This window comes from Lapidilactobacillus concavus DSM 17758 (genome assembly GCF_001435835.1).
Classification (GTDB): domain Bacteria; phylum Bacillota; class Bacilli; order Lactobacillales; family Lactobacillaceae; genus Lapidilactobacillus; species Lapidilactobacillus concavus.
This window is the reverse complement of record NZ_AZFX01000062.1, coordinates 1-209: the sequence shown is the minus strand read 5'-3', so window position 1 is coordinate 209 and position 209 is coordinate 1. Positions and strand designations below refer to the sequence as shown.

General features: G+C 40.7%; 1 protein-coding gene. It reads right to left on the bottom strand.

The features are described from left to right. Nucleotides 1–209: transposase (locus FC15_RS06170; RefSeq protein ID WP_201779856.1), on the bottom strand; the 209-nt coding region annotated here is incomplete at both ends.

The window sequence follows — 209 nt, the reverse complement described above, 5'->3', positions numbered from 1 at the left end:
CTAACCATTCGAGGATACTTTGACTCCCAATGATCGATAAAACGATTTAAAATTAGCTGGGCTTCATCACGTGTTTTTGCTCTGTGGAGTTCTTTGAACTCATTAACGACCTCTGCACGGTCGTTTACACGAACTTTCTGCATGATATTTCGTGACATATGGATCAGACAGCGTTGAAATTTAGCTTGAGGATAATTGTGGTTAAGCGC